At 67.9% G+C, this 22,573-nt stretch carries 21 protein-coding genes and 1 tRNA gene; 12 read left to right on the top strand and 10 right to left on the bottom strand.

Features of this window, described 5'->3' with window-relative positions; all coding sequences use genetic code 11:
• Positions 1-19: 19 nt before the first annotated feature.
• The 4 genes from ACFQI8_RS02215 to ACFQI8_RS02200 all read right to left on the bottom strand — a co-directional run bounded on the left by ACFQI8_RS02215 (position 20) and on the right by ACFQI8_RS02200 (position 3,636).
• Positions 20-1,165: an acyl-CoA dehydrogenase family protein gene (locus ACFQI8_RS02215; RefSeq protein ID WP_390242551.1), complete on the bottom strand. Its 1,146-nt coding sequence runs from the start codon at positions 1,163-1,165 to the stop codon at positions 20-22.
• A 94-nt stretch (positions 1,166-1,259) separates the two neighbouring features.
• Entirely contained in the window at positions 1,260-2,456 is a 1,197-nt protein-coding gene (locus tag ACFQI8_RS02210) for an alanyl-tRNA editing protein (protein WP_390242550.1), read from the bottom strand.
• A gap of 35 nt (positions 2,457-2,491) precedes the next feature.
• The gene (locus ACFQI8_RS02205) at positions 2,492-3,013 is read right to left on the bottom strand and encodes a helix-turn-helix domain-containing protein (protein WP_390242549.1); all 522 of its coding nucleotides are present in this window, start codon (positions 3,011-3,013) and stop codon (positions 2,492-2,494) included.
• Positions 3,014-3,551: 538 nt separating this feature from the next.
• Positions 3,552-3,636 (bottom strand) — tRNA-Leu (locus ACFQI8_RS02200).
• Between the two features lie 143 nt (positions 3,637-3,779).
• On the opposite strand from ACFQI8_RS02200, the gene ACFQI8_RS02195 reads away from it, so the two are divergent.
• Positions 3,780-4,340 carry a DUF420 domain-containing protein gene (locus tag ACFQI8_RS02195; protein WP_390242548.1) on the top strand — a complete coding sequence of 187 codons (561 nt, stop codon included), beginning with the start codon at positions 3,780-3,782 and terminating at the stop codon, positions 4,338-4,340.
• A gap of 340 nt (positions 4,341-4,680) precedes the next feature.
• Here ACFQI8_RS02195 and purF read toward each other — a convergent pair whose 3' ends face one another.
• The 3 genes from purF to ACFQI8_RS02180 all read right to left on the bottom strand — a co-directional run bounded on the left by purF (position 4,681) and on the right by ACFQI8_RS02180 (position 6,956).
• Entirely contained in the window at positions 4,681-6,162 is a 1,482-nt protein-coding gene (gene purF / locus ACFQI8_RS02190; protein WP_390242546.1) for an amidophosphoribosyltransferase, read from the bottom strand.
• Between the two features lie 390 nt (positions 6,163-6,552).
• Complete coding sequence (locus ACFQI8_RS02185) at positions 6,553-6,729, bottom strand: 50S ribosomal protein L37e (RefSeq protein WP_004042936.1); 177 nt, start codon at positions 6,727-6,729, stop codon at positions 6,553-6,555.
• Entirely contained in the window at positions 6,726-6,956 is a 231-nt protein-coding gene (locus tag ACFQI8_RS02180; protein WP_004042938.1) for an LSM domain-containing protein, read from the bottom strand. Before ACFQI8_RS02180 ends, ACFQI8_RS02185 begins: the two co-directional genes overlap by 4 nt.
• Before the next feature lie 380 nt (positions 6,957-7,336).
• On the opposite strand from ACFQI8_RS02180, the gene ACFQI8_RS02175 reads away from it, so the two are divergent.
• The 4 genes from ACFQI8_RS02175 (at position 7,337) to ACFQI8_RS02160 (ending at position 12,381) form a co-directional block, all read left to right on the top strand.
• Complete coding sequence (locus ACFQI8_RS02175) at positions 7,337-8,689, top strand: RNase J family beta-CASP ribonuclease (RefSeq protein ID WP_390242543.1); 1,353 nt, start codon at positions 7,337-7,339, stop codon at positions 8,687-8,689.
• Positions 8,689-9,735, top strand: a complete 1,047-nt coding sequence (idsA3, locus tag ACFQI8_RS02170; RefSeq protein WP_390242542.1) for a geranylfarnesyl diphosphate synthase — start codon at positions 8,689-8,691, stop codon at positions 9,733-9,735. Before ACFQI8_RS02175 ends, idsA3 begins: the two co-directional genes overlap by 1 nt.
• A gap of 190 nt (positions 9,736-9,925) precedes the next feature.
• A complete protein-coding gene (locus ACFQI8_RS02165) occupies positions 9,926-11,638 on the top strand; it encodes a glutamate--tRNA ligase (RefSeq protein WP_390242541.1) in 1,713 nt (570 codons plus the stop codon).
• A gap of 83 nt (positions 11,639-11,721) precedes the next feature.
• Positions 11,722-12,381: a cyclase family protein gene (locus tag ACFQI8_RS02160; protein WP_390242540.1), complete on the top strand. Its 660-nt coding sequence runs from the start codon at positions 11,722-11,724 to the stop codon at positions 12,379-12,381.
• A 49-nt stretch (positions 12,382-12,430) separates the two neighbouring features.
• Here the strand turns inward: ACFQI8_RS02160 and ACFQI8_RS02155 are convergent, their stop codons facing one another.
• Entirely contained in the window at positions 12,431-12,910 is a 480-nt protein-coding gene (locus ACFQI8_RS02155; RefSeq protein WP_390242539.1) for a DUF456 domain-containing protein, read from the bottom strand.
• 174 nt (positions 12,911-13,084) lie between these two features.
• On the opposite strand from ACFQI8_RS02155, the gene ACFQI8_RS02150 reads away from it, so the two are divergent.
• From ACFQI8_RS02150 to ACFQI8_RS02125, 6 genes are all read left to right on the top strand, one after another.
• Complete coding sequence (locus ACFQI8_RS02150; protein WP_390242538.1) at positions 13,085-13,414, top strand: 4Fe-4S dicluster domain-containing protein; 330 nt, start codon at positions 13,085-13,087, stop codon at positions 13,412-13,414.
• Positions 13,415-13,544: 130 nt separating this feature from the next.
• Positions 13,545-14,429: an electron transfer flavoprotein subunit beta/FixA family protein gene (locus ACFQI8_RS02145; protein ID WP_390242537.1), complete on the top strand. Its 885-nt coding sequence runs from the start codon at positions 13,545-13,547 to the stop codon at positions 14,427-14,429.
• A 2-nt stretch (positions 14,430-14,431) separates the two neighbouring features.
• Positions 14,432-16,222, top strand: coding sequence for an electron transfer flavoprotein subunit alpha/FixB family protein (locus tag ACFQI8_RS02140; RefSeq protein ID WP_390242536.1), 1,791 nt, complete (start codon positions 14,432-14,434; stop codon positions 16,220-16,222).
• Positions 16,219-17,883 carry an FAD-dependent monooxygenase gene (locus ACFQI8_RS02135; protein WP_390242535.1) on the top strand — a complete coding sequence of 555 codons (1,665 nt, stop codon included), beginning with the start codon at positions 16,219-16,221 and terminating at the stop codon, positions 17,881-17,883. The genes ACFQI8_RS02140 and ACFQI8_RS02135 overlap by 4 nt, the downstream gene beginning before the upstream one ends.
• A 13-nt stretch (positions 17,884-17,896) precedes the next feature.
• Positions 17,897-18,337: a hypothetical protein gene (locus tag ACFQI8_RS02130; protein ID WP_390242534.1), complete on the top strand. Its 441-nt coding sequence runs from the start codon at positions 17,897-17,899 to the stop codon at positions 18,335-18,337.
• Between the two features lie 105 nt (positions 18,338-18,442).
• Positions 18,443-19,177, top strand: a complete 735-nt coding sequence (locus tag ACFQI8_RS02125) for a GNAT family N-acetyltransferase (protein WP_390242533.1) — start codon at positions 18,443-18,445, stop codon at positions 19,175-19,177.
• Between the two features lie 115 nt (positions 19,178-19,292).
• Here ACFQI8_RS02125 and ACFQI8_RS02120 read toward each other — a convergent pair whose 3' ends face one another.
• Positions 19,293-19,457, bottom strand: a complete 165-nt coding sequence (locus ACFQI8_RS02120; RefSeq protein ID WP_310893530.1) for a hypothetical protein — start codon at positions 19,455-19,457, stop codon at positions 19,293-19,295.
• Between the two features lie 75 nt (positions 19,458-19,532).
• On the bottom strand, positions 19,533-21,833 hold the full coding sequence (tmcA, locus tag ACFQI8_RS02115) for a tRNA(Met) cytidine acetyltransferase TmcA (RefSeq protein ID WP_390242532.1): 2,301 nt from the start codon (positions 21,831-21,833) through the stop codon (positions 19,533-19,535).
• A 374-nt stretch (positions 21,834-22,207) separates the two neighbouring features.
• Here tmcA and rpl7ae point away from each other — a divergent pair, with 374 nt between their 5' ends.
• A complete protein-coding gene (gene rpl7ae / locus ACFQI8_RS02110) occupies positions 22,208-22,570 on the top strand; it encodes a 50S ribosomal protein L7Ae (protein ID WP_004042964.1) in 363 nt (120 codons plus the stop codon).
• Positions 22,571-22,573 lie beyond the last annotated feature (3 nt).

Here is a 22,573-nt window from a genome sequence, read left to right as displayed (position 1 = left end):
GCTCGCCGGCTCGCCCCGTTCAGTCGAGGAGCGACCGCGCGATGATTTCCTTTTGAATCTCGCTGGTCCCCTCGTAGATGGTCGTTATCTTCGAGTCGCGGTAGTAGCGCTCCACGTCGAAGTCGGTGGTGTAGCCGTAGCCGCCGTGGACCTGCACGGCCTCGTTGGTCACGTCGACCGCGGCCTCGCTGGCGAAGTACTTCGCGATGGACGCCGCGGTCCGCGGGTCGTCGCCGGCGTCGGCGACGCGGGCGGCCTCGCGGACGAGCATCCGCGAAGCGTGGACCTGCGTGCCCATGTCGGCGATTTTGTGGCGAACCGCCTGAATCTTCGAGATGGGCTCGTCGAACTGCTCGCGCTCGTTCGCGTAGTCGATGGCGTCGTCGAGCGCGGCCTGCGCGAGCCCCACGGCCTGCGAGGCGATGCCGATTCGGCCGCCAGTCAGGATGCGGAAGGCCGCTGAGAGCCCCTTGCCCTCCTCGGTGAGCCGGTTTTCGGCCGGGATGCGCACGTCGTCGAAGCGGAGCGCCGTCGTGTCGGACGCGCGGAGACCGAGTTTCTCTTCTTTCTTGCCGACCTCGTAGCCGGCCGACTCCGGGACGAGGAACTGCGTGACTGACGAGGGGTCGTCCGGGTCGGTCTTGGCGAAGAGGACGCAGACGCCGCCGCGCTGGCCGTTCGTTATCCACTGCTTTTTGCCGTTGATGACGTACTCGTCGCCCTCACGCCGGGCGACCGTCGACATCTCTGCGGGGTTCGACCCGGCGTCCGGCTCGGAGAGGGCGAACATGCCGACCGGCCGACCGCGGGCCATCTCGGGGAGCCACGTCTCCTTCTGCTCGTCGGTGGCGAACTCGGCGATGCACTCGGTGGCGAGACAGTGCACGGAGAGCGCCGTGGCGACGGCGAGTTGGCCGTAGGCGACCTCCTCGTTGACGACGGCGTAGGTGGCGCGGTCCGCACCGAACCCGCCGTACTCCTCGGGGACGGTCAGCCCGGTCAGGTCGAGTTCGGCGAGACCGTCCCACACGTCCTCGGGGAACGTCTCCGTCTCGTCGGCCTCGCGCGCGGTCGGGCGAATCTCCTCGACGGCGAACTCGTGGACGACGTCGCGGATGGCCCGTTGCTCGTCGGTCAGACCCGTGGCAGACCCTACGGTTTCCATGGTGATGAGTACGGACCATCATTGAAAAAGATGATCGAACCGTCGGGCGTCCGCCGGGCGTCAGCACACCACAGCCGCGACTGGCGGAGCCAACTCAGTCGCGTACGTACGCCAGCACCTCGTCGGCCGGCGCGCCGAGGCCGCCGCCTTGCGCGAACATCGGCCCACCGCCGCCACCGCCGCCGAACTCGTCTGTCACCTCGGCGACGACCTCCCCGGCGGCCGCGTCGCCGGTGCTGGCGACGACGACGAACGGCGCGTCTGACTCGCCGACGGCGACGAACACGTCTACGTCCGCTCCGTCGCGGGCTTCCTTGGCGGCCTCACCGACCTCGTTCGCGTCGAAGCCGGAGACCACTCCGACGTTCCACGTCAGTCCGTCGCGCTCGACAGTCTCGAAGTCGGCGAGACGGGAGCGCAGGACTTCGGATTTCAGGTCGACGAGTTCGGACTCCAGTTCTTCGCGGGCGGCCGCGGTGCCGGCGGCCGACTCCCCCAGCCCATCGAGGTTCGTGCCGAGCGCTCGGGCGGCCTCGTAGGCGGACGTTCGGACCGCGGCGCGCCGGTCGATGGCCGACGGGCCGACCGCGAACTCGACGCGGGTGAGTCCCTCGCCGGGGTTCGACCGTCCGAGCACCTCGACCGGCCCGATTTCGACGGTGTCCGAGACGTGGGTGCCGCCGCAGGCCGCCCAGTCCCAGCCGTCGATGGAGACGACTCGGACCGTCTCTGACTCGGCGAAAACGCCCTCTTCGGTCTTGACGTTGAACGCGATTTCCTCCCGGTCGCGGGCTTCCGCGACGGAAATCTCCTCCCACGACACCTCGCGGCTGTCCCACACCGCCCGGTTGACGAGGCGCTCCAGTTCGACGAGCGCGTCGTCGTCGACCTCGGTCGAGGTCTCGAAGTCGACGCGGACCTTCTCCGGAGAGATGTCGAAGCCGCCGTAACCGAGGTCGTCGAAGATGCGGCGACCCGCGCCGTAGAGGACGTGACTGGCGGTGTGCGCTCGCATGCAGTACGTCCGGAAGTCGTCGTCGACGACGCCGGTCACCTCGTCGCCGACGCCGACGTCGGGGTCGGACGCGAGGTCGTGGACGACCGCGCCGTCGGCGTTCGTGCGGACGTGTTCGACATCGACGCCGCCGAGGACACCGCGGTCGGCGGGCTGACCGCCGCCTTCGGGGTAGAAGTACGTCTCGTCGAGCGTGACCGACCGACCGTCGACGCGCGTCACCGTCGCGTCGAACGCCCGGACCGTCGGCGACTCGGGTGCGAGTGAGTCGGACATATGCGCGTCGAGACGCCCGACCGAGAAAAATCGTGCTACTCGTCGACGAGGGTCACGTCGAGGCGCTCTTCGAGCGCGCGGATTGCCGACCCGCCGACGTTCGCCCGCGTGGCGCGGCCCTGCTCGATGGCGAGCAGTTGCTTCTCGTCGAGGTCGAGTTCGGCGGCGAGTTCGGCGAGTTGGAGGCCGGCGTCCTGCCGGGCCGACTCGACGACGACGCCGTAGCCGGAGACGAGGTAAGGAAGCCGGTCTTTCTCGTAGTTCGTCCCCTTTTCCTCCCAGTGCTTGGAATCGCCCTTCGCGCTGTCGTACATCTTCGCCGTCCGCTGGGCGGCGCGCTTCTTGCGGCTCCCCGAAGAACCGTCCCGGGAGGTGTCGCTCGACCCGCTTTTTCGGTCCGCGTGGCGGTTCTCGCCGTGTGGCGCGCAGTCCGGGCAGACCAACAGGTCCGCGCCGGCCACGTTCGCGCGCCGGAGCTTCGCGGTACTGCGACCGCAGAGTTCGCAACTGTCGCCGTCGCCGCCGCCACCGCCCCGGTTCGTCGAGTACTTGGCCATGCCCCGTGTTACTCGTTCGACCCTTTTAAACTCGCGGCACGGGGCGACGCTGGGGCTCGAATCCGGAGCCGGCACGGCCGCTGACCGGTGAATAGCGAGACGCTCAGAGAGGTGTCTCTCACCGGGGGGCGGTTCAGAGAAACCCAGAGAGGAGTGCCTCTCGGGGGTGTAGTTTCGTGGAAGGATTGTGCGTGGGTGATGTCCGTGTAGGGACGTCACCTGCATCATTCGGCGGCTACGCCGCCTCATTGCGGACTGTGAGTCCGCACATGCGATGCGTGGGACCGGATTTGAACTTCCGAGACTCGCTTCGCTCGTCTCGACGTTCGAATCCGGCGAGCCGGATTCTCACCGGCGGACCGCTACAGGACCGCGCCCTCGCTATCGAGGAATAGTTCAGAGAAACCCAGAGAGGAGTGCCTCTCGGGGGTGTAGTTTCGTGGAAGGATTGTGCGTGGGTGATGTCCGTGTAGGGACGTCACCTGCATCATTCGGCGGCTACGCCGCCTCATTGCGGACTGTGAGTCCGCACATGCGATGCGTGGGACCGGATTTGAACCGGCGGACCTCTACAGGACAGCGCCCTCAACGCTGCGCCGTTGGCCTGGCTTGGCTACCCACGCTCGCTGTGTCTTACTGCATTCTCCGTTACCCCGCGGTAATTTAAATGACTTTCCTTTCGACTCGGCAATGGCGGGCGTTTGCAGGCGTCGTGCCGCGGGCGGGCGACAGAACGATTTTGGCCTCGCGGCACCGGGATACGCCCATGGAGTTCCGAGCACGCGACCACGTCCGCGGACTGACCGCTCTCCTCTCGGTGCTGTCGCTCGCGCTCGTCTTCGGCGCGGCGCTCGGCGCGATTCCCCGCGCCGCGATTCCGACCGCGCCGGCGGCCGCGCTGAACGCGATTCCGCACGTCAACGCGGTCATCAGCACCGTCGCCATCGTCACCATCCTCGCCGGCGTCCGGTTCGTTCGGCGCGGCGAAATCGAGCGCCACCGGCGCATGATGTTCGCCTCGTTCCTCCTGTTTGCGACGTTCCTCGTCCTCTATCTCTACAAGGTCGTCGTCCAGGGGACCGCGGAGTTCCCCGGCCCCGACGCGGTCTACCAGTTCGTCTACCTCCCGACGCTGGCGGTACACATCCTCTTGGCCGTCGTCTGCGTCCCCGTCGTCTACTACGTCCTGCTGTTGGCGCTGACGCGGCCGATAACGGAGGTCTTCGGGACCGAACACGCTCGGTTCGGCCGCGTCGCCGCCTCGCTGTGGCTCGTCTCGTTCGTCCTCGGAAACGTCGTCTACGTCCTCCTCTACGTCGTCTACTGAGGCGGGAGTCGGCGAGCGCCGTCGCTCGGGCGTTCAAAGGGAGTACCCGTCCGACGCCCGCGGCGGGGCGCGCGGCGCGAAGGCCGCCGGTTCGGACGGGCGGTAGTACGTGATGCGACCGGCAGGTCACAGAGACGGGATGTGCGGGCCCTCCCGCGGCGTTTCACCACCCCGTCGATTCGCACTCCGTACTCCGCTCGCAACCCGGTCCTCGGCGAGTCGGAGTACGGTTCGAACGACGGGCGCGAGAGAAAAGAAAGTCCGCGTTGACTATGCTATCGCGGCTCGCGGTGACTGTCAGGTGGCGCGATAGGTCGGGGGGGACGAAGGGAACCGAAACTCAGTCGCTCAGCGGCGCTTCGGCACCGACGACGGGACGGCTCACGTCGCGGTCGGTCTCCTCGCCGTCGATGTCGTAGGGGTACTCGCCGGTGACGCAACCGAGACAGAGGTCGGCGCGGGACTTTTCGAGCACCTCGGCGACGGCGTCGATAGAGAGGTAGCCGAGACTGTCGGCGTCGATGGTGTCTCGGACCTCCTCGACGGACTTGTCCGAGGCGATGAGTTCCTCGCGGGTGGCCATGTTGATGCCCATGTAGCAGGGCGCGATGATGGGCGGCGCGCCGATTCGCATGTGGACCTCGGTCGCGCCGGCGTCGTACAGCAGTTGGACGAGCTGGTTCGACGTCGTCCCGCGGACGATGCTGTCGTCGATGAGCGTCACGGACTTCCCCTCGACGGTGCTCTTGATGGGGTTGAGCTTCAGGCGGACGGCGCGCTCGCGCTCGTCTTGGGTCGGCATGATGAACGTCCGGCCGACGTAGCGGTTCTTCATCAGCCCCTCGGCGAACTCGACGGTCGCGTCGTCCTCCTGTGCGGCCTCGGCGTAGCCGGAGGCGAACGCGCGACCCGAGTCGGGGACGGGCATGACCACGTCGGTGTCGACGCCGTTTTCCTCCCAGAGCTTCCGGCCGAGCCCGCGGCGGACCTCGTAGACGAGCGTGTCGTTCATCACGGAGTCCGGGCGGGCGAAGTAGATGTGTTCGAAAAAGCAGTGGGCCGTGTTGTCGCGTTCGACCAGTTGATACGAGTCGAAGCCGCTTCCGTCGGGGTCGAGGACGACGAGTTCGCCCGGTTTCACGTCGCGGACGAGTTCGCCGTCGAGCGTGTCGATGGCGGCCGACTCGGAGGCGAGCACGTAGCCATCGTCGACTTTTCCGATGCAGAGCGGCCGGTTCCCCTCGGGGTCGCGCACGCCGAGGACCGTCTCGTCGTGCATGATGGTGAGCGCGTACGAGCCGTGGATGCGCTCCATGGTCCGCTTGACGGCGCGGACGAGGTCCTCTTCGAGGAGGTTGCGCGCGAGGTCGTGAGCGATGACCTCGGTGTCACCCGTGGAGGTGAAGGCGTGGCCGAAGTTCTCCAGTTCGTCCCGGAGTTCGTCGGCGTTGACGAGGTTGCCGTTGTGCGCGAGACCGAGCGAGCCCGACTTGAACGAGACGGCGAACGGCTGGGCGCACGACTTCGACACGTCTCCGGCGGTGGGGTAGCGGACGTGACCGATGCCGGCCTCGCCCTTCAGGCCGTCGAGGTCGTCGGCGTCGAACGCGTCGCCGACGAGACCCATCTGGACGTGACTGTGCTGTTGGAACCCGTCGTGGGTGACGATGCCTGCGGACTCTTGGCCCCGGTGCTGGAGGGCGTACAGCGAGTAGTACAGGGGCCGTGCGGCGTCTCGACCGCCGAGTGCGACGCCGACGACACCGCACTTCTCGGTCGGTCCGCCGATGTGGTGGTGGGAGTCGTCCCGCCCAGTTACCATGGAAGATGATAGAGAGTCGAGGGGGTAAAAAACCCGTCCTTATGCAGTAACGACGGGTTTCTGAACCTGTTAATATACACGTTAGTGCATATTTTGATAGGTAACGGAAATGCGGGCGACGACGTGGCGAAACGCGATGACGACACCCACGGAGACGCTGGCAGTTGCAGAGGTGACGACGGTGCTCATCGGAGAAACAGGACGAAGACGACCGCGGAGGCGACGACACGCGAGGAAGAACGCACGCAGTCGGCGAGTGCCGAGGACGGTTCGTACTCGGTGCTAGCGGGTGGCACGGTCACGGAGACGAACCGGGAGTCAGGAACGCGGGTTCGTTCTCGCCGCAGACGGCGAGAGAAGACAGAGACGGTCGGAGACCGTCGAGAGTCGTTAGTTGTCGCCGGACTTCGACTGCCAGGCGTAGCTCCGACGCTTCTTCGACTTACCGAAGCCACAAGACGAGCAGACCTTCTTCTTCACGTGGTAGGACTTCTCGCCGCAGCGACGGCACTTGACGTGCGTCGTCTTGTTCTTCTTTCCTTGGCTGGGAGTTCCTGCACCCGTCATGCTTTGATGGTGACGACGTTATCGCCGCGTATAATGGTTGTGTCTTGGACTTGCTCGAGTTCGATATCCCCGGGCACGGTGTCTTCGTCCAGCGCTTCTTCGAGGACGACGTTCATGTGCTGGTCGTAACCAGCGAGGACGCCGAAGTACGCGTTTCCGTCCTTGAGGAGAACCGTCACCGGCTCGTCGAGTGACGCTTCGAGGACGTCGAGGGGTCGGCCGCTCATGCATCAAATCCGTCTCGTAGTTGTCTTAAATGTGCCGGACCGACAGTGCGAGATGGCCGTCGAATCCGGCCGTCCGGGAGCAAATCGTCGTTGAACGGGGGAAAACTCGCCTCACGTGAGATGTTCTCTCACGAGCTCGGGCGTGCGGGCGCGATGAACCCACGTAGTTTTTAGTACCCCCGTGAGTAGAACTCAGTACCAGAAACCCGCGGGTAAGTGCGGGCGCGCCCAGTTCGACCGGTTCGGGCCGTCTCGTACGCGGGGTCATTCGACCGACGAGCTGCAAGACGCCGGGGCCGGTGGCCCCCAGACACCCGTCTTTCCGTGAGCACCTTCGCCACATCGTGGCTTTCGATGCTCGGAATATCGAGACACAAACCATGGAAATCGAAATCGCAACCATAGGCGGATACGAAGAAGTCGGCCGTCAGATGACGGCCGTCCGTGCCGGAGACGACGTCGTCATCTTCGACATGGGTCTCAACCTGTCGCAGGTCCTCATCCACGACAACGTCGAGACCGAAAAGATGCACAGCCTCGACCTCATCGACATGGGCGCTATCCCGGACGACCGGGTCATGAGCGACCTCGAAGGAGACGTACAGGCCATCGTCCCCACGCACGGCCACCTCGACCACATCGGGGCCATCTCCAAGCTCGCCCACCGCTACGACGCCCCCGTCGTCGCCACGCCGTTCACCATCGAACTGGTGAAACAGCAGATCGAAGGCGAGAACAAGTTCAACGTCAACAACGACCTCGTCAAGATGGAGGCCGGATCGACGATGTCCATCGGCGACTCCGGACAGGTCGAACTCGAGTTCGTCCACGTCACCCACTCCATCATCGACGCCATCAACCCGGTCATCCACACGCCCGAGGGCGCAATCGTCTACGGCCTCGACAAGCGCATGGACCACTCGCCGGTCCTCGAAGACCCCATCGACATGAAGCGCTTCCGCGAGATCGGCCGCGAGGGCAACGGCGTGCTCGCGTACATCGAAGACTGTACGAACGCCGGCCGGAAGGGCCGCACGCCCTCCGAGTCCGTCGCGCGCCGCCACCTCAAAGACGTGATGACCTCCGTCGAGGACTACGACGGCGGCATCGTCGCGACGACGTTCTCGTCGCACATCTCTCGGGTCTCCTCGCTCGTCGAGTTCGCCAAGGACATCGGCCGCCAGCCGGTCCTCCTCGGCCGCTCGATGGAGAAGTACTCCGGCACCGCCGAGCGCCTCGGCTTCGTCGACCTCCCCGACGACCTCGGGATGTACGGCCACCGCAAGTCCGTCGACCGCACCTTCAAGCGAATCATGAAGGAGGGCAAGGAGAACTACCTGCCCATCGTGACGGGCCACCAGGGCGAGCCGCGCGCGATGCTCACCCGCATGGGCCGCGGCGAGACGCCGTACGAGATCGACGACGGCGACAAGGTCATCTTCTCGGCGCGGGTCATCCCGGAGCCGACGAACGAGGGCCAGCGCTACCAGTCCGAACGCCTCCTGCGCATGCAGGGCGCGCGAATCTACGACGAAATTCACGTCTCGGGCCACCTCCGCGAAGAGGGCCACTACGAGATGTTGCAGGCGCTCCAGCCCCAGCACGTCATCCCGGCTCACCAGAACCTGAAAGGTTTCGCTCCGTACGTGGACCTCGCGGAGAGTCAGGGCTACGCCCTCGGTCGCGACCTCCACGTCACGCGGAACGGCAACATGATTCAGCTGGTGGAGTGATGACTCCCGACGCGACGGAACGGCGGGTGCTCGAGGCGATTCGCGAGCGGCGCGAACTCGTCAACGACGCGCTCGACGAGGACGTGCCGATGGCCGAGCCGGAACGGCTCTACGAGGCCACCCGGTACCTCCTGAAAGCCGGCGGCAAGCGCCTCCGGCCGACCGTCTCCCTCCTGACCGCGGAATCCCTCGCGGACGTCGAACCGATGTCGGAGGACTACCGGGCGTTCCCGACGCTCGCGGGCGACGCCATCGACGTGATGGTCGCCGCCGTGAGCATCGAGGTCATCCAGTCGTTCACGCTCATCCACGACGACATCATGGACGACGACGACCTCCGTCGCGGCGTCCCGGCGGTCCACAAGGAGTACGACACCTCGACAGCCATCCTCGCCGGCGACACGCTGTACGCCAAGGCGTTCGAACTCCTGACGAAGACCGGAGCGGACCCCGCCGACGGCCTCGAGGCCGTCCGCCGACTCGCGACCACCTGCACGCAAATCTGCGAGGGGCAGGCGCTCGACATCGAGTTCGAGCGCCGAACCGAGGTGCTCCCCGACGAGTATCTCCAGATGGTCGAGCTGAAGACGGCGGTTCTCTACGGGACCGCGGCCGCCGTTCCGGCGGTCGTCATGGGCGCTGACGACGAGGTCGTCGAGGCGCTCTACCAGTACGGCATCGAGTCCGGCAGCGCGTTCCAGATTCAAGACGACGTGCTCGACCTGACCGTGCCGTCTGACCAACTCGGCAAACAGCGCGGCTCCGACCTCGTGGAGAACAAAGAGACTATCATCTCGCTCCACGCGCGCCAGCAGGGCATCGACGTGGACGACCTCGTCGACGCCGAGACGGCCGAGGAACTCACCGAAGACGCCGTCGAAGCCGCCGTCGCCGAACTGAACGAGGCGGGAAGCATCGACTACGCCCGCGAGATGGCCGAAGCCCTCACCGAGCAGGCCAAGTCGCGGCTCGACGTCCTCCCGGACAACGAGGCCCGCGACCTGCTGTGCGACATCGCGGACTACCTCATCACCCGCGGCTACTGAGCGCGCGGCCCGCCCGCCGCGAACCGCGGACGCCGGCCGTGCGCTTCGTTCTTCGGACCGTCTCGTCCCCGAGTCCCGCCGTAACTCATATTTACTCTGAAGTGCTAACATGTGACGTACCCCTGCCCGCGCGAGGACCCTTCCCCGCAATCCGGGCCTGTTTTTAGGCGCGCCGCGGAAGCGAACGGTAATGGACGACGAGCTTCGAGAGCGCATCGAGCGAGAGGCCGAGAAGCACGCGCTTCTCAACGCGGTCAAACACGACAGCGACGCCGACGTGGGCGCGATTATGGGCCCGCTGATGGGCGAAAACCCCGACTTCCGACAGCACGGCGGCGAGATTCCGGGGCTCATCGGCCCCGTCGTCGCCGAGGTCAACCGGCTGTCGGCGGGCGAAAAGCGCGAGCGACTCGAAGAGCTCGCGCCAGCGGAACTCGCCGAGATGGAAGCCGAGGAGGAAGCGGACGACTCGCTCCTTCCCGACCTTCCGAACGCCGAGGACTACGACGAGGTCCGCATGCGCGCCGCGCCGAACCCCAACGGCCCGTGGCACCTCGGCCACGCCCGCATGCCCGCGGTCATCGGGACGTACAAGGAGATGTACGACGGCTCGTTTATCGTCCGGTTCGACGACACCGACCCGGAGACGAAGCGGCCGGACCTGACGGCGTACGACGCCATCCTCGACGACATCGACTACCTCGGGTTCGAGCCCGACGACGTGATTCGCGCGTCCGACCGGGTGGAGACGTACTACGACTACGCCCGCGAACTCATCGAGATGGGCGGCGCGTACACCTGCTCGTGTTCGGGCGAGGCGTTCTCGAATCTGAAGAACGACGGGAAGCCGTGCCCGCACCGCGACAAGGACTCCGAGACGACCCGCGAGGAGTTCGAGGACATGGTCGCCGGCGAGTACAGCTCGGGCGAGATGGTCCTCCGCGTCAAGACCGACATCGAACACAAGAACCCCGCGCTCCGTGACTGGGTCGCCTTCCGCATGATAGACACGCCGCACCCCCGCGAGGAGGCGGCTGACTACCGCGCGTGGCCGATGCTCGACTTCCAGTCGGGCGTCGACGACCACCTCACGGGCGTCACCCACATCATCCGCGGCATCGACCTGCAGGACTCCGCGAAGCGCCAGCAGTTCGTCTACGACTACTTCGGCTGGGACTACCCCGAGGTCGTCCACTGGGGCCACGTACAGGTCGACGCCTACGACGTGAAGATGTCCACGTCGAGCATCAAGGAACTCATCGACGCGGGCGAGGTCGAAGGCTGGGACGACCCGCGCGTGCCGACCATCAAGAGCCTCCGTCGCCGCGGCATCCGCGGGCAGGCCATCGTGGACGCGATGGTCGGCCTCGGCACCTCCACCTCGAACGTCGACCTCTCGATGTCGACCGTTTACGCGAACAACCGCGACCTCGTCGACGACGAGACGGACCGCTACTTCCTCGTCCGCGACGGCGAGGCGTTCGCCGTCGAGGGCGGCCCCGACAGCGCGCACCCGCCGCTCCACCCGAGTTTCGAGGAGCGCGGAACCCGCGACATCCCCGTCGGCGACGGCGTCCGCCTCGAATCGGGCGACGTGCCCGCCGAGGGCGAGCGCGTCTGGCTGAAGGGCTTCGGCGCGGTCCGCCGCGAAGGCGACTCGCTTGTCGCCACCGGCGACGACCTCGACGTGGTCCGCGAGGGCGACGTGCCCGTGATTCACTGGGTCCCGACCGACGGCGTCCCGGTCCGCATGCGCACCCTCGACGGCGACGTGACGGGCGTCGCCGAGCCCGACTTCGGCGACGTGCCCGAGGACGAACTCGTCCAGTTCGAGCGCGTCGGCTTCGTCCGCGTCGACGACCGCGGCGACGACGAGACGGTCGTCTACTTCGCGCACAAGTGAGCTGAGCGACGGACAGTCGCTCTCGACAGGAGCGCCGCCTCGACACGCACACTCGTTTTACCCACCCCCTGCTAAGGAGTCGTATGACTCTCCTCGACCTCACTCGCCGCGTCGAAAGCGGGATGCCGACGTACCCCGGCGACCCGCCGGTCACAGTCGAGTCCCACGCCGAGTTCGACGCCGACGGCTACCGCGTCTCGCGGCTCGAACTCGGAACTCACGCGGGCACGCACGTCGACGCCCCCGCCCACACCGAACCGGACGGCGCGACGCTCGACGACTTCCCGGTCGAGGAGCTCCGGTTCACCGCTCGCGCCATCGACTGCCGAGACGCGGGGGCCCGCGGTCGAATCGGGCCGGACGCGATTCCCGAACACCTCGAACCGCGCGTGGACTGCCTCGTGTTCCGAACCGGCTGGGAGGACGAGTGGGGGACCGAGCGCATGACCGACCACCCGGCGCTCGCGCCCGAGACGGCGCGCGCCTGCGCGGACCAGGGGCTCTCAGTCGGTATCGACGCGCTCAGCCCAGACCCGACCGGTGGCGACGGCGTGCCCGCCCACCACGCGATTCTCGGGGCGGGACTCCTCGTTGTCGAGAACCTCTGCGGGTTGGACGCGCTCCCGACCGACCGGACGTTCGACCTGTACGTCATGCCGCTTCGGGTGGACGCCGACGGCGCGCCCGCCCGGGTCGTCGCCGACGCGGAGACGGGGCTGATTCGGCGGCGCGACGAGCGGTAGTTCGGCCGCGGCGCGGCCGACCGCGGGTCAGGGCGGAACGGCGGAACGCTCAGACCACCACGGCGAGGACGAACCCGACGAGCATCGAGAGCGTCAACAGCGCCTGCACCGCCGCGGTGGCGAGGACGCCGACGGTGGCGACGAGGGCGCGCCGACCGCTCTCTTCGGCGTCCTGATGGTCGAGGTATTCGAGGGCGAAGACGGTGCCCGCGACGCCGACGAAGATGCCGAGCGGGCCGATGAGGAACATGAGCAGGAAGCCGGCGACGCCGGCGATAATCGACGTTCGGGTCGATGCGCCGCCGAACCGCGCGGCGACCATCCCGCCGGCGTAGTCGGTGACGAGCGCGACGAGGCCGACGAGAGTGAGGCCGACGAACGCGATGGGGCCGGGGTCCGAAAAGCCGGTCGACAGCCAGTAGACGACCACGCCGAGCACGGACAGGAGCGCGCCGGGCAGAAGCGGGAGTACGCTCCCGACGACGCCGAGGACCAGGAGGGCGAGCGCGACCCAGAGGAACACATCCATACCGGGGGGGTTCGGGCCGGGGGCTATTCACCCCACCGAGTGGGCGCGTCGAGGGCGGTCGACGGCGAATCGCGGCGACGGTGCGGGTCGGGGGCGGTTCCCACGCCGCGCCGCCGCGGTTCGCCCGTTCGGGGGATAGTTTATTGCCTCTACCGGAATATGTCACTAAGAGTCATGGCTATCGACCCGCAGTTCGAGACAAACAGGGAGAAGGTCGGAGAGGAAAACGGGGTGGCCGTCTGGGGACCGGTGGACCCGCCGGAAAAACACGGTATCCACGGCACGCACGTCGCGGTGGACTTCGACATCTGTCTCGCCGACGGGGCCTGTCTGGAGGACTGCCCCGTGGACGTGTTCACGTGGGTCGACACGCCCGACCACCCGGAGTCGGACATCAAGGCCGAACCGACCCACGAAGACCAGTGTATCGACTGCATGCTCTGTGTCGACGTCTGCCCGGTCGACGCCATCGACGTCGACCCCGGGCGAGCGGGACGCATCTGAGGGAAGAAACCCCGATTTTTTGCGGGAGTCACCGCCGACGGCGACGCCGATGAGCGGCGCGGACGTTCCGGTCACCTAGTACAAAAGATTATTATGAATATGAGCTAGCATTAACTGGAGAGTGTTCTCAATGCACATGGTGGTACTTACCAAAGGCGTGCCCGACTTCCGGGAGGGCCAGGTATCGTTCGACGAGGACGGGCACCTCGAACGGGGGAAGACGCCCACAGTGATGAATCCGAACGACCGCTTCGCGCTGGAGGCGGCGCTCCAGACGCGGGTTCGACACGGCGGGCGAGTGAGCGTGATGAGCATGGGGCCGCCGGGGTACAAGGAGGTGTTACGGGAGGCGATGGAGACGGTGTACGCCGACGACCTCCACCTCGTCTCGGACCGCGAGATGGCGGCCGCCGACACGTGGGCGACGGCCATCACCCTCAGCGCGGGCATCGAGACGCTCGGCGAACCGGACGTGGTGTTCGCCGGGTTCAAGACCGCGGACGGGGAGACGGGCCACACCGGCCCGCAGACGAACTGGTGTCTCGACATGTCGCTCGTCACCCACGTCATCTCCCTCGACATCGACGAGGAGGCGGGGACCCTGCGCGCCAAGCGACTGGTCGAAGGCGACATCGAGGAGATAGAGACCGTCGAGACGGAGCTTCCGGCGTTCGTCGTCGCGGACCCCGAGTTCGAGCCCTCGTATCGGACGGCCGGCGAGCGCCTGACGCTGAAGGACCTCCGCGAGGAGACCCGGGCGCGCGCCGAAAACTACGAGGAGCACCTGACAGTGCGGGACCACGCCGACATCAACGTCGACCCGGACTACATCGGCCTCGACGGCTCGCCGACCATCGTCTCGTCGGTCGACCCGATTCCGAAGGCCCCGGCGGAGCGGGAGGCCACGATGGTCGACCCCGACGACGCGGGAGCTATGCAGGACGTGCTGACCGCGATGCAGTCGGCGGTGGGCGACGGCGACGGCGGCGACGCCGCGGCCGCGGGGGGTGACTGAGCGTGACCGACTTCGACCCCGGCGACTACGAGATTTCGGAGCTCGGCCCCGCCATCAAGGACATCGACGACCTCGGCGAGCTAGAGGAGATTCTACAGGCCGAACACCGCGGGCAGAACCGCGCGCCGGCCGTCGCGCTCATCGAGAGCCGCATCGAGAAGTTCTCCGAGGACGACGAGGAGCCGGCGGACGCGGACGAACTGGACCTCGCGTCGATGAGCACCGCAGAAATCGGAAACATCCTCCAGAACGTCGAGGAGGTCTCGGAGCTCGAATCGCTCCTCGAACGCGAGGAGGCGGGCGAGAACCGCGACCCGGTAACGCGGCTCATCAGCAACCGCATCGACTCGGTGAAGGGAAGCGACGAGGAAGACACGGAAGTCGAGGTGGACGACCGACCGCCCGAGGAGCGGCACCCGGACCTCGACCATCCGACCCGTGACAAGCGACACGTCCGGTCGCTCCACGGGGGGACCTACCGCGACATGTGGGTCTACTGCGAGACGCAGGCGGGCGAACTCGTGGACGTGTCCAAGGAGATGCTCGGGAAGGCCCGCGAGCTGATGGACGCGTACAACGACGACTACGGTGTCTCCGAGCAGGGCTCGGAGGCCAGCGAGACGGAGTCTCGCGCTGACGACGAGCGCGTCGTCGCGGTCCTCATCGGCTCCGACGTATCGAAGCACGTCGAGGACGTCATCGCCTGCGGCGCGGACGTGGTCGTCGTCCGCGAGGACGCCAGACTCGAGCGCTTCCAGCACAAGCCGTATACCGAGATATTCTGCGACATGGCCCGCGCGGGGGCCACCCACCAGAACTTCGAGGTCGAAGGCGGCCGCGACGAGTCGTGGCGCGACTACGACAAGCCGCGGTACGTGCTGTTCCCGGCGACGAACAACGGCCGGGACCTCTCGGCGCTCGTGCAGGCCGAACTCGACTCCGGCCTCGCCAGCGACTGCTCGGGGCTGTACATCACCGAGGAAGTCATCTCGAACCCGGTCAAGACCGGCGTCGCCGGCGAGAAAAAGGAGTTCCAGCGCGTCCTCCACATGAAGCGCCCGGACTTCTCCGGCTTCGAGTACTCGACCATCCTCTGTATCGACAACCCGACGCGGGAGTTCCACCCGCAGGGCGCGTCGGTCATCCCGGGGAGCTTCGACCTACCCGAACCCGACACCGAGCGCGAGGGGCTCGTGGTCGAACACGACGCCCCGCTCGACGACGACTGGTTCCGCGTCACCGTCACCGACTTCGACCGACTGGACGAGGGTATCGACCTGACCGGCCACGAGGTCATCGTCGCGGTCGGTCGTGGCATCGGCGACGACCCGACCAAGGGCATCGAACTCGCCTTGGACCTCGCCGACCAGTTCGAGGACGCCGATGTCGGCGTCACCCGCGGCATCGTCACGGGGTCGTTCAACTTCGACGGCCACGTCGAGCAGTACACCCACGAGGACAGACAAATCGGCGAGACGGGGCAGGTCGTCGCGCCGAAACTCTACGTCGCGGCGGGCATCTCCGGCGCGGTCCAGCACAAGGTCGGCATGGACGAGTCGGACACCATCGTCGCCGTCAACACCGACCCCGACGCCCGCATCGGCGACTTCTCGGACTACTTCATCGAGGGCGACCTGTTCGAGGTGTTGCCGAGGCTGACGTCGGCGCTCAAGGAGGGGCGGTTCGAGGCGGCGGTCGCCAGCGACGGGGGGCGCGCGGCATCGACGCCGCCGGCCGGAACGCCCGACGCTGGTGCTGGCGCGGCCGCGGACGAGCGAGGTGAGTCGCGATGAGCGACTACGAACACTACGAGGCGCTCGTCGTCGGGGCGGGTCCCGGCGGCGCGGCCGCGGCCGCGACGTTCGCAAACTACGGCATCGAGACGCTCGTCCTCGAACGCGGCGTCGAGGCCGGGTCGAAGAACGTCTCGGGCGGGCTCATCTACGCCGAGGAGTCCGCGCCCTACACCATCGACGACCTCTTTCCGGGGTTCCGCGAGGCGGCCGCCGAGCGGCCCATCACGAAGTACCGCATCCACAACATCGCCGGCGACAAGGTGGAGTCGTTCGACCTCACGGACCTCCACGAACACGACACCGAGTGGTCCGAGTCGGTCCTCCGGCGGAAGATGGACTCGTGGCTCGAAGACCGCGTCCACGAGCGGACCCGCGAGACCGGCGGCGGCCTCCTGACGGGCGTCCACGTCAACGGCCTGCTCCGCGAGGAGGGCCGCATCGTCGGCGTCACGCTCGACGAACTCGACCCGATAACGGCCGATATCATCGTCGCGGCCGACGGGGTGAACTCGGAACTCGCCCGCGACGCGGGCCTGATGGACTGGGACGAACCCGACGAATGGTTCCAGGGCGTCAAGGCCGTCGTCGACATGCCGGAAGACTCCATCGCCGACCGGTTCGACGTGGCGGACGACGAGGGCGCGGCCCACCTGTTCTCGGGCGACCTGTTCGAGGGCGTCCGCGGCGGCGGCTTCCTCTACACGAACCGCGACACGCTGTCGCTCGGAACGGTGTTCCACCTCGACAGCCTCGTCGCGGAGCAGGCGGAGCCACACGAGCTACTGGACGGGCTCCTGACCCATCCGTTGCTCGCGCAGTGGCTCGGCGACGACTACACCGAACTGGAGTACAGCGCGAAACTCGTGCCCGACTCGAAGAAGGTCGCCCTGCGCGAGCCGCACTTCGGCCGCCTGCTTCTCGTCGGCGACGCGGCCGGCCAGATGCAGGCGCAGGGGCCGATAATCAAGGGCATGAACCACGCCGTCACCGCCGGGGCGCTCGCCGCGGAGGCGTACGCGCAGGCGAAGTCGCGCAACGAACCGGAGAAGGCGGGGACGCGCTACGCCCGCAAACTCCGGAGCGAGGGCGTGATGAAGAAGCTCCGCCCCCGCGGCTACGAACTGCTCCGCGGCGTCGCCGAGGACGATAGCGTGACCGACGTGGTCGACACCGTGCTCACCTCGGCGGTCGGCCGCGCCGGCGTCCGCGCGCTCTCGGGGCGGCTCGAACGCCTTTACAACGTCCCGACGCTGTCGGCGCTGATGCCGGACACGCGGACGCCGTACGTCACGCTTCCGACGGTCATCGCCGAGGAGTTGGGGACGCGAGTGCGCGACGAGAGTTCGGTGACGCCGCCGGACCTCGAAGCCCGCATCGGCGGGCTGACCTACGACACCGACATCGGCAACCCGCACATCACGCTCCGCGACGAGTCCTACGAGGCGAGCGGGGCCGCAGTGGCCGCCTGTCCCGTCTCGGCGGTCGACTTCGGCGGCGGCTGTTACCGCGAGGAGGTCGTCCGAACCAACGGCTCCGAGGAGCGCGTCGTCAGCCTCGACACCCAACCCTGTGTCGAGTGCGGCACCTGCGCCGTCGTCGCCGACACCGAGTGGACCCACCCCCGCGGCGACAAGGGCGTCGAGTTCAAGTGGGGGTGACGGGGGTGCGAAGATGAGCGGCGACGCGACCCAACCGGACTCCCGCCCCGTCACCGACGGCCGAGGGGCCGAGGAGCGTCACCCGGAAGACGTGCGGTTCGGCGAGCGCGCCAGAGCCCTCGCCGCCGAGGCGCGGGAGGCGCGGGAGTCGTTCGACCCGCCGCCGTCGGACGACGCGGACCGGCACGCGCTCGAATGCGCCCGCGACGGCGTCGGTCCGGCGGTCTCGCTCTACGTCCGGGCGCGGACGGGCGACCGGCTGGTCTCCTTTACCGGCGAGGAGTTCGAACTCCTCCACCGGGCGATGAACGACTGGCTCGCCATGTACGCCCGGTGCTACGGCGTCGACCTCGACGCGGACTTCACGGTCCGCGAGGCCGCCGAAGTCCTGCTTCGGACCCACGACGTGGTCGACACCGCACAACTCCTGACCTGCGTCCCCGAGCGGCGCTGAGGTCGGCCCGCCGCCCCGCGGTCCTCGTTTCACTCGTCGGCGAAGCCGACTGTCGGCGGGTCAAACACGAACAACAATTATAAATAATGAGTGTGATTGTGTACCATGGAAGTAACTGACAGTCTCAACTTCGGACACAAAGACCGCAAAGACATCTACGAGTACATCGAGCGCAACGGGACCGTCCGCGAGGACGAGGTACGGCGGGCGCTCAACTTCGAGCCGGCGGCGCTGGGGGCGCATCTGACCGTCCTGCGACGCGACGGCTACATCCGAAAGGTCGGCAACCACGTCGAGGTGGCCTACGCGCCCGGCGAGGCGGAGACGGTCGAACTCGGCGACCTCGACGCGACGATTCGGATGGCACAGAACGTCGATTTGGAGAGCCTCGTCGACGCCATCCACGAGGTCGCGGACGAGGGCCGGTACATCGAGGCCGAGACGGTCGCCGACCTGCTCGACCACGAGGAGGTCGTCCTCCGGCACAACGACGTCAACTCCCGGATGGTGTTCGTCGCCACCGTCGGCGACGAGCTCGCCGGCTGGGTCCACCTCGACCTGCCCGAGGCGGAGAAACTGAGCCACACCGCCGTCCTGACCGTCGGCACGCGACCGGAGTTCCGCGGCAACGGCATCGGGAGCAGACTCCTCGACCGCGGCGTCGACTGGGCGCGCGAGCGCGGCTTCGAGAAACTCTACAACAGCATCCCGGCGACCAACGAGGAGGCTATCGCGTTCCTCGAAGGCCGCGGCTGGGAGACCGAAGCCGTCCGCGACGGCCACTACAAGATAGACGGCGACTACGTCGACGAAGTGATGATGGCCGTCTCGCTCCGGTGAGCGCGGATTCGCTTCGTCTCCGACCCTGATTTTCTGCGCGTCGTCGCTTCCCGACAGCGAGGCGTCGGCTCGCGACTGCCCAGCTCGCGACCGGTCGCGCGACCACTCGACCGGCTTACGACCAGTCGTCTTCGGCTCCGTCGAGGGGTTCGGCGACGACGCCGTCCTGCTGAACGAGCGCCCTCGCGTGAGCCGTACAGACGTCTCTGTCGGCGTCCCACGGCACGTAGAGCCTGACCGCCGCGACGTTCTCGCAGTCGGGTTCGCTACAGTCAGCCATACCGGGAGCGTCGGCTCCGACGACTATCGGTGTGTCGGCGAGGGGGCGACCGGCGCGACCGTTCCACGGGCGGCGTCACCGGAACCGCTCGCGCTCCTCGTGGGCCGCGTCGGTGCCGTACTCGTCGACGAGCGGTTCGTAGGCGTCGCCGAGGGCGCGCATTGCCCCCGCGGTCGAGTGGAAATCGAGTTCGTCGGCGACGGCGTCCCACGGCCGCGTCTGGAGGACCTTGCGGACCAGCAGTCGCTCCTCGCGGGGCGTGAGCGAGGCTCGGCCCGGATTCGTGAGGTGCGCGAGTCCGAGTCGCCGGAACGCGCCCGGAGCGGTCGTGTAAAGTCCCGGCCCGTACGACGCGCCGACGACGACGCGCCACTCGTACTCGGAGAGGTCGGGCGAGAAGGCGAACTCGGCGTCGGCGGCGGCGGCGGAGTCAGAACCGACCTCGACGGCGGCGAGGGCGGCCCGCGCCACGTCGGCGTCGAGGTCCGAGAGAGCGTCGCCGAGCACGTCGCCGACGCGGCCGCGGAACCACCTCGCGTGGCGGTCGCGGAGGTCGCGGCCGGCGGGCGACAGGGGGCGCACCATGAGCGCCGAGTACTCGCCGCTGGTGTCGTTTCTGGTGGTCGAGAGGTGGACCGTCCCGTAGCCGTTGTCGCGCCAAAACGAGAGGAGTTCGGGGGTCGCGCCGAAGCCGACGCCGAGGTAGTCCGCCTCGCCACCGAACTCGTCGCGGAGCTCCGAGAGGAGCCGCGAGCCGAGGCCGGACGACCGGACCGCGTGGTGGGTGGCGATGCGCATCACGCGGTAGCCGATGGGGACGCCCGCGACCTCGTCGCGGAGTTGGCTCGTGAACACGTCGGGGAGCATGTTCCCGCGGATGCGGCCGCCGTCGTACATCTGCCGGCGGGTGTCGGCGTCGAGACCGCCCTCGCGGGCGAGGAGCGCGACGGAGACGACTCGGCCCTCGTGGGTGAGCGCCCGAAGCGTCAGGTTCGGGGCGTCGAGGAGGCGGGCGAGGTCGTCCGGCTCGGTCCGGTAGTGCGCGAGGACGAGCAGGCCGAACGCCTCGCGGAGCAGGTGCTCGTCCGCCAGCAAGTCGTCGGGCGAAAGCGCCCGGTACGCGGCGGACTCGGGCGTCGCGTCCGCGACGAGTTGGTCGACCGGCGGGCGGGCGTCGAGGAGGAGCGCGCGGAACGTCCACGACTCGACGGGGTCGCCGGCGGCGTAGCGAATCGGGTCGTCGAGGCGCGCGTCGGTCACCTCGCGGTCCGCGTCGTCGAGGCGGTCGCGGAAGCGGACGGCGAAGCCGCGACCCGCGCCCTCGTAGCCGCGGACGGTCGTACAGAAGGCGACCGCGGGCGCGGCGAGGAACGATTCGAGGAGCCTGACGGGGAGGGCCGCGGCCTCGTCCACGACGAGCGCGTCGGCGTCGGCCGCCGCCGCGCTGGCTTCTGTCGGCGGGACGTAGCGGACGCGCCCGCCGCGTTCGGTCGCGATGTCGAACTCCGCTGTGGCGTCGCCTCGGAGCGCGCCGAGTTCGGAGAGGAGTCGCTCGGCGCGGGCGAACACCTCGGCGGCGTTCCGCGTCCCGGGCGCGGTCACGACCACGTCGGCGCCCTCGGCCGCGAGACTGCCGGCGGCGAGACCCGCCGCGCTCGACTTCCCGCGGCCGCGGTCGGCCTCCACGACGACGGCGGTCCCCGGTTCCGTCAGGGCTTCGAGCGCGGCGAGCGCCTCGGACTGGTCGGCGGTGAGGCAGTCTTCGTAGGCGCGCCGCGGGAACCTGCGGTCTTTCTCTCTCGGCACCCGCGGCGGGGCGGCGTCGAAGCTGATTCCCTGTCGGTACGCGCCGTCGCGCTCGACGGTTCCCGAATCGAGGTCGACGAGGGCGACGCCGGGGTGGTCCCGGAGCGTCGAGACGAGTCGGCCGCGGAAGCGACCACTCACGTCGCCGACGGAAAACGGCGGGACGGCCAGTCGCTCGTCGAAGCCGTCGCGGCGGGCCGGCCAGTCGTCGAGCGACGGGGTGAGCAAGACGAGCAGGCCGCCGCCGTCGACCGCGCCGGCGACGCGGCCGAGCGCGTTCGCCGAGAACTCCTCGTGGGCGTCGAGGACGACGAGCGTTCGGGTCGTCCCGAGGAGCGACGAGGCGCGCTTCGGTTCGACGCGGTGGAAGCGAAACCCCTCGCGGGCGGTGACGAACGTCACCTCGTCGTCGGGCACGTCGGCCCCGCGGACCGCGTCGAAGGCGGCGTCGATACCGGCGTCCCGGTCGCCGGCGAGGACGAGGAGGCGTCGCTGGTTCGTCGCCAGCGCCTCCTCGCGGCGGGCGGCGGCGAGCGCCTCGACGTCGGGGTCGTCGCCGAGTTCGGTCATGGGGTCGATACGCCGGCGCGACTATTCACTTCCTTCGGTCGGGTGCGAGCGCGCTCGTCCCCCAGTCGGTTCAGCCGGCGATTTCAGTGGGGTGTCACACCCCGTCACGAGTGATTCGTGTGAGCAATCGACACTGCGATTCGGGGCGCTGTGGTCGGCGGGGAATCGGGCGATTCGCGGGTCGTGCGGACGCGTCGCACGGCGGTACGATTTTGAAAGCGCTTTTATGGGGGCCGAAGCAAAGGATGGTTACAGCCTGTCCGGGGTTGATGAACCTCCTCGCCGTAGGGATATCGTTGACCGGTCGCGACCGACCGACCGGTGTGATACCGGCGAGGGAGTCGAGCCCGCGAGCAGGATATAGGTGAACAACAATGGCTGTTTACGTAGACTTCGACGTACCGGCCGACCTCGCTGACAGCGCCGTCGAGGCGCTCGAGGTCGCCCGAGATACTGGTATCGTGAAGAAAGGAACCAACGAAACGACCAAGTCCATCGAGCGGGGCAACGCCCAGCTCGTCCTCATCGCGGAAGACGTTTCCCCCGAGGAAATCGTCATGCACCTGCCCGAACTCGCCGACGAGAAGGGCATTCCGTTCATCTTCGTCGAGACGCAGGACGACATCGGCCACGCCGCCGGCCTCGAAGTCGGCAGTGCCGCGGCCGCCATCGTCGACGCCGGCGACGCGTCCGACGATGTCGAGGACATCGCGACTAAGGTCGAGGACCTTCGATAACCG

The organism is Haloferax chudinovii (assembly GCF_042663345.1).
In the GTDB taxonomy this organism is placed as follows: Archaea; Halobacteriota; Halobacteria; order Halobacteriales; family Haloferacaceae; genus Haloferax; species Haloferax chudinovii.
The sequence above is the reverse complement of the archived record's forward strand: the minus strand, read 5'-3'. Positions and strand labels throughout refer to the sequence as shown.